Origin of the sequence: Gilliamella sp. Occ4-3 (assembly GCF_001690675.1) — a bacterium.
GTDB classification, from domain to species: Bacteria; Pseudomonadota; Gammaproteobacteria; order Enterobacterales; family Orbaceae; genus Gilliamella; species Gilliamella bombi.
This window is the reverse complement of the sequence record NZ_LZHR01000083.1, coordinates 1-9,761: the sequence shown is the minus strand read 5'-3', so window position 1 is coordinate 9,761 and position 9,761 is coordinate 1. Positions and strand designations below refer to the sequence as shown.

The 9,761-nt window shown below is 38.2% G+C and carries 7 protein-coding genes and 6 pseudogenes; 4 read left to right on the top strand and 9 right to left on the bottom strand.

Annotated features, from left to right (window positions below):
• The first annotated feature begins 666 nt into the window (after positions 1-666).
• Together A9G44_RS09140 and A9G44_RS09135 are read left to right on the top strand one after the other, a co-directional pair.
• Positions 667-1,278, top strand: coding sequence for a hypothetical protein (locus A9G44_RS09140; protein WP_065610599.1), 612 nt, complete (start codon positions 667-669; stop codon positions 1,276-1,278).
• Positions 1,279-1,623: 345 nt separating this feature from the next.
• Positions 1,624-2,040, top strand: coding sequence for a hypothetical protein (locus tag A9G44_RS09135; protein ID WP_065610597.1), 417 nt, complete (start codon positions 1,624-1,626; stop codon positions 2,038-2,040).
• A gap of 460 nt (positions 2,041-2,500) precedes the next feature.
• On the opposite strand, the pseudogene A9G44_RS13825 reads toward A9G44_RS09135, so the two are convergent.
• From A9G44_RS13825 to A9G44_RS14075, 9 genes and pseudogenes are all read right to left on the bottom strand, one after another.
• Positions 2,501-2,659 (bottom strand): annotated as a pseudogene (locus A9G44_RS13825) (integrase core domain-containing protein); the annotation flags it as partial.
• A gap of 9 nt (positions 2,660-2,668) precedes the next feature.
• Positions 2,669-3,033: pseudogene (locus A9G44_RS14095) on the bottom strand (RHS domain-containing protein); the annotation flags it as partial.
• Positions 3,034-3,293: 260 nt separating this feature from the next.
• Positions 3,294-3,779 (bottom strand): immunity 26/phosphotriesterase HocA family protein, encoded by a 486-nt coding sequence (locus tag A9G44_RS09125; protein WP_065610593.1) that lies wholly within the window; start codon positions 3,777-3,779, stop codon positions 3,294-3,296.
• Positions 3,779-4,129: pseudogene (locus A9G44_RS14090) on the bottom strand (sugar-binding protein); the annotation flags it as partial. The gene A9G44_RS09125 and the pseudogene A9G44_RS14090, both read right to left, overlap by 1 nt.
• 30 nt (positions 4,130-4,159) lie before the next feature.
• Positions 4,160-4,465, bottom strand: a pseudogene (locus tag A9G44_RS14085) (RHS repeat domain-containing protein); the annotation flags it as partial.
• A 1,124-nt stretch (positions 4,466-5,589) separates the two neighbouring features.
• Positions 5,590-6,183, bottom strand: coding sequence for a hypothetical protein (locus A9G44_RS09115; RefSeq protein ID WP_065610589.1), 594 nt, complete (start codon positions 6,181-6,183; stop codon positions 5,590-5,592).
• A gap of 3 nt (positions 6,184-6,186) precedes the next feature.
• Positions 6,187-6,909 (bottom strand): annotated as a pseudogene (locus tag A9G44_RS14080) (RHS repeat-associated core domain-containing protein); the annotation flags it as partial.
• Between the two features lie 936 nt (positions 6,910-7,845).
• Positions 7,846-8,412, bottom strand: a complete 567-nt coding sequence (locus A9G44_RS09095; protein ID WP_179854834.1) for a hypothetical protein — start codon at positions 8,410-8,412, stop codon at positions 7,846-7,848.
• A gap of 322 nt (positions 8,413-8,734) precedes the next feature.
• Positions 8,735-9,055: pseudogene (locus tag A9G44_RS14075) on the bottom strand (RHS repeat domain-containing protein); the annotation flags it as partial.
• 74 nt (positions 9,056-9,129) lie between these two features.
• Between A9G44_RS14075 and A9G44_RS09085 the strand changes: the two are divergent.
• Together A9G44_RS09085 and A9G44_RS09080 are read left to right on the top strand one after the other, a co-directional pair.
• On the top strand, positions 9,130-9,387 hold the full coding sequence (locus A9G44_RS09085; protein ID WP_034909955.1) for a transposase: 258 nt from the start codon (positions 9,130-9,132) through the stop codon (positions 9,385-9,387).
• Positions 9,387-9,761: IS3 family transposase (locus A9G44_RS09080; RefSeq protein ID WP_143426359.1), on the top strand; the 375-nt coding region annotated here is incomplete at its 3' end. The genes A9G44_RS09085 and A9G44_RS09080, both read left to right, overlap by 1 nt.

Sequence of the window (9,761 nt, the reverse complement as noted above, 5' to 3'; positions counted from 1 at the left end):
TTCAGCTTCTTTTAAAATAGCGACGATTTGATGTTCAGTCATTTTTTTCATAATTAAATCCCCTTTTACTTTTATCATAGATAATTTTCTACTTTTTTGCTGTACTATTTTAGGGGATAGTTACACTTTAAAATTTGGCTCTTATGAAGACATGAAGTATATAAGTAATATTAATTCAAAAGTAAGCGAATATATTGAAAAAATATTTTTAAGTTAAAAAGAAAAACTGAAATTAAATTAGGTTGGCTAATAGTACTACCACTATGATGCTGAACACCACCTGAGCAAAGTCCGCATAGAACGACTGTCCAGAAGAACTGCCCGATGCGAACGGCGAAATACTGAGGAAATGCAGTTTTCAGTTATGGGGCAAGGGTATTCAGGAAATTGAGTATGAATTAATATAGCAAGATTTTATTAGATATCAGAGATAGTATTTAGATAAGGACTGGATTACATTATAACACTGAAAGACCGCATGAGGCATTAAATAACATAACATCGATTGGGTATAAAACACCAAAACAAGCAGCTTAATTTTCTACGTAAGTTGTGTACTAAGTCTAGAGGTATTTACAAATTTATTTTCTGAAAAGAGCTGGTATTCCTGAAAAAAAAACAGATAGATTTTATAAAAAATTAGCAAATGTTGTTAATGGAGATATCATGCAACAAGTATATGAACTTATACCTTCATCAAATGAAAATAGTGGTATCAAATTTGGAGGAGGTGCATTTATTGATGGCAAGTGGCCCCAAAATCCATTAGGTGAAAATTTAACATTATTATTCACAATTGATAATGATAAATTATCTGATTCTATTAGTGGAATTAATCTTCCTAAAGATAAATATATTTCCGTATTTTCAACTTATAATGAAAATAGATATTTCTTAGACGATATTGTTTATTTTGGTGATGATGCAGAACTCGATCACTTAAAATCAGGATTTACAAGAGTAACGTTAACAGGCATATCAAAGCTATGCGAAAATAGTAATAGCCTTGCTCCTCAATATCTTGAATTAAAAAAAACACAATTAAAGAATAGTGATTATCCAACATTTTCTTTTTTGTCAAATAAAATACCCAAGGGAATTGTTGCTTGTGAAAAATTAATGCAACAATATGATTTTATTGGTCAATTATATTCATCAGATATTCCAGTTCATGATGGTGGAGCATTATTTTTATCTGATGCTATTGGGTATTTATTTTTAAAAAAGAAAATTGATGATTTTAATAATGCGGGTCTTTTTTTTGTTCAAATGGCATAATTATTTTAACATAACTATCTGACAGCATCGAAAAGTATTATACCCTCTCTGGTGCTAAATACCAGTTTAAAAACGGTCGCAGAATCCGTTAACTGATAATGATGGCAATAACATTCACAATATACGTGTTCCAAATGAGCGCAATACTCGAGAGCTAATTGAAGATATTTTTGGTGAAGGTTTTTCACATAATAAACTACCCCCTAAAACTGTAAACTGAGGCTATGAATATCATAGAATTCCAGAATCTACAGTTCCAATGATCTTCAACACATAAAATGGTATGACTGGCAGACTAAATAAGGGGCAGACGGACATGTATTTTATGATATATGGAATTAATTTATGGACCTATTATTTTCGACATATACCAATTTTTTTGGTACAAACATTGAGAACGATAAAGCAATAGAAATTAAAAAAGTTATTATTCATACTTTCAGAAAACCTTTTGTTAAAAAAGATATAAAGACTCATGGTCCTTTATGGAATCAGTATATAGCGCCAAAAGGGGCGATTGATATTACTAATCTTGATATAGATAAAAATATACAGGGTTATGTATTAGTCGATGGAAAAGGAAAAAATATGTACTTATTTTTATCTTCTTTGAAAAACTTTTTATCATATCTTGAAAATAGAAATGATGGTTTATTTCCTGCTATCTATTTTGTTAATAAAGACTTTACCTTTTGTCTTGGAGAAAATGGCGAAAGAGGAACAATGCAACCTATTTATGTTTATAAAGGAGGGGAAATCTAATAAAATATCGATACATGTGCCAAATAAAGAGAAATAGCAAACAATTGAAGGGCTGAGCCTAATCGTTTCTCAAGAGCTAGATTTAAGTATAAGGGTGATGGATATCAAATATATGGACATGGCACGGATTTTTCCGCGGAAGCCAAATGGCTAACATCTAACTTAGCAAATGGTCTAATGGCTTGTATTACCAATACCTTAAATAAGCAGAATCATAGAACTGATGTAATATGGGAACCTTTTCGTAGTGACAATAATGGGGCTCAGATTTTATTAGATGGATCAGGATATTAATTTATGAACGAGAATATACTATACAATTTTTTGAAAAATAAACCATCCCTTTTAGATTATGATGATGAACTAAAGCTAATAGGTATTATGACTAAACTATCTATGAGTTGGCTCATTAAAAATAAATGTAAATACCCCAAACTTAGTACACAACTTAAGTAGAAAATTAAGCTGCTTGTTTTAGTGTTTTATACTCAATCGGTGTCATGTTATTTAGTGCTTCATGTGGTCTTTCGGTGTTATAAATCGTTAGCCATTCTTCGGTTATTCTCCTTGCTTGTGCTAAGTTGTTAAAAAGATATAAATCGAGTACTTCAGTACGATAGTTACAGCATTCCCACAGTATTTCACCGTTGGCATCGGTTAGCTCTTCCGGACAACCGTTCAGGTCGGTATGGAAGTACATGACTCTTTCTGGGTCATTACCTCGTTTATCTATCCGCGCCAGTGGTTCGTAGCTGTTCTGGTCGGTATAGATATACAGGCTGGTAGGATGATTCGGACCAGTTTCCTGAATCATTCTTAAGCCGTCCCACAGGAAGCGGGTACGGTTGTAGGGTTGGCCTTCGCGATCTATCTGATGCTTTTCAATACGCCGGCCAAGAGCATCGTAAACGTAGCCGTAGGCTGGCTGCGGTCTGTTTGTTCGATGCGTACTTCGCTCAGGCGATGTTCGGCGTCGTAGTGGTAGTGCTGGGTGTTACCGGTGGTTTTTGGTCTTGGTAGGGCTGTAGATGCTTTCAGAATATGTAATTATTTATTTGTTTCAAAACTGGTAATCCATACACGGGTGGGTATAAGCAGGTATTAAATTGATTAACAGATACCGTTTGATGTAAAAACCAGTAGAATTTTTATTTAATCTCAGCATTTTTGTGCTGGTTTCAGGGTATAGCACAAGTACTACTCCTGAAATAAATAAAAGCTGGAAAAAGCATAATACTCTTCCCAGCATGGTTTCAGATATCCTTTAATAATTCTTTTCTAATATTATAGTCACCCAATGGAGCTACACGAGGTAGGGATTCGGCTTCTTTTCCAGATATAGGAATTTCATTTTCCCAAATATCCATTTTTTTACACCACGGTTCTTCTCCATAGGTGAAATATACGCCATTCATATCGGTAGGCACATAGTTTTGTTGATGCCCGATTATTCTCCAGTCACTACCTTTTTCTATTTTCCTATCAAATAATGAGTAGCTGTCTAATATCACTGGTTCAATCAATCGCCGGGCTTGTTTGATTTCTGCCTCAGATATATCAGGAGAATTAGAAATGTTATCAAACAGCTCGGCAACATGACCAATAAAAATTTTGATAATAATTCTGCCAAAACAATATCTCTGTTCATCCAGCTTAAAGCAGAATATGTCTCCTGCCTTGATAAACCGTAGCATGGTGCGTGGTTTTTTATCCCAACCCCATAGTTTGAAATCACTCATCAGCATTTTCCTTTTCCTATACGACCATTCATACTATTGCCTTTCTTACTATGATAAGCTTCTTTGAATGCCTTAGCTCTGTCATCAGTGCGATTATGGTCAAATGAGTTATATTTATTTCCTCTATTTGTAGAAGAAATTTCCTCACCTATGGTACCGGTTCTGGTTTCGTGTATTTCAATATAGTATTGTTCGTACCCTCTGGCCTGACCATAGGTTACATTTTTTTCTATTACTTCCATTCTTCCTGACGTTAATCTTCCCGTATTTCGATGTTCTCCTGCTCTTCTTTCAAGATCATTGGTAATGCCAATGTAATAAGGCTTTGTTGCGCCAGGGTCATATAGTGCATAAACATAATATCCCTCAGCATTAACGGACGTTAAGCCTAACGGATCCACCCAAGTCAACCCATTAGGTGCATACTGATACAGATTAAAACCACCAGCTAAACCAATCGGGTCTGGCTGGGTAAATCTACCTATATCTGGATCATAGTACCTAAAAGTATTGTAATGTAAACCAGTTTCTCTGTCTAAATATTGTCCCTGATATCTGAGGTTTTGTTCTATGGATTCGTGTTCGATTTCATGAATCCGTTTTCCCCACAGCTGAAAGCTGCATTCCCACAGTATTTCGCCGTTTGCATCGGTCAGTTCTTCCGGACAGCCGTTCAGGTCGGTATGGAAGTACATGACCCTTTCTGAGTCATTACCTCGTTTATCTATCCGTGCCAGTGGTTCGTAGCTGTTCTGGTCGGTATAGATATACAGGCTGGTGGGGTGATTCGGGCCGGTTTCCTGAATCATTCTTAAGCCGTCCCACAGGAAACGGGTACGGTTGTAGGGTTGGCCTTCGCGGTCTAACTTCTGTTTTTCGATGCGTCTGCCAAGGGCGTCATAGAGGTAGCGGTATCGTTCAGTTTTGTTGAGCTGTTCGATGCGTACTTCGCTCAGGCGGTGGTCAGCGTCGTAGTGGTAGTGCTGGGTGGCGCCGATGGTCTGTTTACTGGCAGTTCTGCCGTGTTCATCATAGCGGTAGTGGTGACTTCTGAAATGCAGCAGCTGGTTACAGCGAATCAGGTTGTGGTTGCTTGTAGTCTTCTCTGTATTTGCTGTCCAGCAGGTTGGCAGCGGCATCGTATTGCAGGGTTTCCCAGTATCTCTGGTTGCGGCAGCCTTCGATTCTGCCGGTGCGATCATAGCGGTAATCGGTCTGACCGTGTTTGCTGTGTTTTTTGCTGACCAGCCGGTCTAGGTTGTCGTACTGGTAGCTGCGTTCGATGAGGATATCAGGCAGGATGGGATTCTGATTGCGCCGTATCTGTTTGCGTTGCAGCCGGCTGTTGCGGTCGTATTTGAACTGGGTGTTCAGGCGTCCTTGGGTGCGTGATATTTCGCGGTGCAGGTTGTCGCGTTCGATGTCGCTGATGATGTGGCCGTCGATGTTTATCTGGTGCAGGTGGCCGGAGCCGTAATAGAGGTTGTTGATGGTGCGCCCATCCGGCAGGGTGGTGGCGATGCGGTTGCCCAGTGGGTCGTAAGTAACTCTAGTTGTAGTTTTAAATCTATTTAGAAGAATTTATTATTCGCATCGTGATCAGTCGCATCACCACCTGTACCAGTAATTGATGTCATATTATCAACAGTCCAAAATCATCAATTAGGACTAGTAGTTATCTATATAGTCCTACTTCTACTTTCCATCTATCAAATTATCAAACGCTAAAATAAGATAATGATCGGGCTGGATGTAAGTCTGTATTATGACGATAAAATTAAAGGTTATAGACAAATTTTTGCTATTTAATTTACGTTTGAACTAGCTCATAAAATTCTAAAAATGAATGATCAAAATCAAGTGATAATATTTTATTTTTAAGTCTTTCTGAAATAATAATATTAAATGCCCCATCCCATTCATTTAAACAAAATGCATCTAAATGTTTAGGAATTTTATTTTCGTGGATAGCTGGTTTTAGAAAAAAACGCCCACGTTTTGATTCCCATTCTTTTGGAACATAGCCTGATGGCCATAAGTCTATTTCAGATAAATCCCAGTTAACACAATCAACACATTCAAAAGGGTACATTATTAAATATGCTTTTTCTGGCTTCTCACTATCAGAAATAGGAATTAATTTAACACCATTACCCGATATATTGTTTATCCTATTAATTTTACTATCAAAAAGGAGATATTTAGCTCCAATTGTACTTATTGGTGAGAAATAACCATCCCTTAATTTTTTAAAAAAAAGTTTTTTGTTTGTAGGTATTTTTATTAAAGACAAAAAATCAACGGGAATTACATTACCTCCATCATCAATCAACTCATCACGTGGAATAATACATCCTCTCCACTTTTTGCTGTTAACATTTGGATTTAGTTTAAAGTATTTCATTTATTAGTCACTCTTAGTTAATATTTTATTTAACCATGAATTTGGGGTCACAGCTTCTTTACCAAGTTCTGCTAAAGCTTCTTTAAATGCTTCTGGACTTTTATCACTAGCTTGTTTTAAACGTTTATATATTTCTTGATGCATTTCTTCTGGGTGTGGACCTTTATGTCCTGGAACATCTATTTTATTTAATGGATCATTAAGAACATCTTTTCGCCAATTTCCATTCTTAAATTTACCCAGTCCATTCTTTTTAAATAGGTCTCTAAATAGATCAGACCAATAAGAGTGTTTGTTTGTGGCAAGATGATGGGTCGGCGCACAAGCAGAAAGTCCCAACGGATCAATCCAAGTCAACCCATTAGGCGCATACTGATACAGATTAAAGCCACCAGCTAAACCAATAGGATCAGGCTGGGTAAAGCGGCCTATATCCGGATCATAATACCTGAAGGTATTGTAATGTAAGCCGGTTTCTCTGTCTAAATATTGTCCCTGATATCTGAGGTTTTGTTCTATGGATTCGTGTTCGATTTCATGAATCCGTTTTCCCCACAGCTGAAAGCTGCATTCCCACAGTATTTCACCGTTTTCGTCGGTAAGCTCTTCCGGACAGCCGTTCAGGTCGGTATGGAAGTACATGACCCTTTCTGGTTCATTACTTCGTTTATCTATCCGCGCCAGTGGTTCGTAACTGTTCTGGTCGGTATAGATATACACGCTGGTGGGGTGATTCGGGCCGGTTTCCTGAATCATTCTTAAGCCGTCCCACAGGAAGCGGGTACGGTTGTAGGGTTTGCCTTCGCGGTCTAACTTCTGTTTTTCGATGCGCCTGCCAAGGGCGTCATAGAGGTAGCGGTATCGTTCGGTTTTGTTGAGCTGTTCGATGCGTACTTCAGTCAGGCGGTGGTCGGCGTCGTAGTGGTAGTGCTGGGTGGCGCCGATGGTCTGTTTACTGGCAGTTCGGCCGTGCTCGTCATAGCGGTAGTGGTGACTTCTGAAATGCAGCAGCTGATTACAGCGAATCAGGTTGTGGTTGCTGTAGTCTTCTCTGTATTTGCTGTCCAGCAGGTTGGCAGCGGCATCGTATTGCAGGGTTTCCCAGTATCTCTGATTACGGCAGCCTTCGATTCTGCCGGTGCGATCATAGCGGTAATCGGTCTGGCCGTGTTTGCTGTGTTTTTTGCTTACCAGCCGGTCGAGGTTGTCGTACTGGTAGCTGCGTTCGATGAGGATATCGGGCAGGATGGGATTCTGATTGCGCCGTATCTGTTTGCGTTGCAGCCGGCTGTTGCGGTCGTATTTGAACTGGGTGTTCAGGCGTCCCTGAGTGCGTGATATTTCGCGGTGCAGGTTGTCGCGTTCGATGTCGCTGATGATGTGGCCGTCGATGTTTATCTGGTGCAGGTGTCCGGAGCCGTAATAGAGGTTGTTGATGGTGCGCCCGTCCGGCAGGGTGGTGGCGATGCGGTTGCCCAGTGGGTCGTACACCATTGGTTGACGTTTAGACGGTCACGTAACGTTAATATCCTTATTTTATTTTAATATTGCTATTAATAGCAGTAATTTAGTATGGCCGAAGCATTTGTTATGGTCTTCTGGTTAGGTAAAGCTTACTTTTACAGCTGTGCTAGTAACCTTTATTGTTTCGCTATTTTAAAACTATTGTATTGTATATACCCATAATGATTCTTTTTTTGTTTTAAAAAAATTAGAGGAAGAAAAGTCGATATCATTCTTTTTTGAATATGAAAGTAATAGATCATAGGTAACCCTATCTCTAATTCGCTTTTTATTATAATGTTCTTTGTCTTCAAACCACAAAAGATCACCTTTTTCATAAAAAAGCCATTTATCTTCTTTCATTGCCCTAACTAAGCGGACAGTTTCTCCAGAATCGGTAAAACTCATCTCTATTAAAGGGTAAGCTCCACTTAGTATCCTAAATGATAGATAGCTTGAATGGTTTGCTTCCGTTATACAATAAAGTAAGGAATCCCAACCATCAGATGAATTAGATACAAAGATTAGTTTATTATCATTCACACATGAATAATAAAAAGCTCCTACTGGTGGTAGAGCACCACCTTTTTGAATATTCAAATGTATTTCTTCAATTAGTTTTCTACTTTTTTGAGGCTTATACGGCCAGTTTAATCCATTTTGAATAATACTTTCAATCTCTGTGAGATTACTATTAACTATGGAAAACGCTAACATCTTATTCATATATTGAAAAGCCATTTAAAATATTTCCTGAATCGTCAATTAACCAAAATGTATTTCTGGCATTAGGATCAAGTCTTGGAATTGTATTCTGATGTCCATGACTACCCTTTAATGTTGTATCCACTTCAATATTATGGTGTTTACCACCTAAATCAAATTGAATATCTGGCCTATTTTTACCAACTTCATTACCTTTAATATCTACTTGACGTTGATTTTTTCGGATGTTTCTAGCACCTAGATTTTTAGCATTCTTAATAATATTGTCAATAAAATTATTATGAGCTAATCCACCGTGTTTTTTTCCATTACCATTATTTGGACAAGCAGCCCATCCCCATGGATCGACCCAAGTAAACCCATTAGGCGCATACTGATACAGATTAAACCCGCCCAGCAGTCCAATCGGATCTGGCTGAGTAAATCTACCTATATCCGGATCATAATACCTGAAAGTATTGTAATGTAAGCCGGTTTCTCTGTCTAAATATTGTCCCTGATATCTGAGGTTTTGCTCTACTGATTCATGTTCGATTTCATGAATCCGTTTTCCCCACAGCTGAAAGCTGCATTCCCACAGTATTTCACCGTTGGCATCGGTAAGTTCTTCCGGACAGCCGTTCAGGTCGGTGTGGAAATACATTGTAACTATCCCCTAAAATAGTACAGCAAAAAAGTAGAAAATTATCTATGATAAAAGTAAAAGGGGATTTAATTATGAAAAAAATGACTGAACATCAAATCGTCGCTATTTTAAAAGAAGCTGAAGCAGGTATTCCTGTCAAGGAACTCTGCCGTAAATATGGCATGGGTAATTCAACTTTTTATAAATGGCGGGAAAAATACGGCGGAATGGAAACTTCGGATATCAAACGCTTAAAAGAGCTGGAGGCTGAAAACCGCAAACTTAAGCAGATGTTTGCCGAGCTTAGCTTAAAATCACAGCTTCAGGAAGAAATCATAAAAAAGCTTTAGTGCCCACAAAGGCACGTAAAACGTGGGCACAGCAACTACAACAAAATCATTCAGTTACTATTGCTATGAGTTGTGCCATTGTTGGCTTAAGCCGTTGTGCTTACTATTATCAACCTAAGTTACAGGATGATTCGGTGATTGTTTCGGTATTGAATGCTATCACAGACCGGCATTTACGCTGGGGCTTTCCTAAATGCTTTAATCGTATCAGAAAGCTCGGCTATCAATGGAACCATAAGCGTGTTTATCGGGTGTATTGTGAATTAAAGCTTAATCTCAGAGTAAAACGAAAAAAACGCATTCCTCCACGATGCCCGGAAAAGCTATTGGTGCCTAATAAACAAGGTGAATGTTGGTCAATGGATTTTATGAGT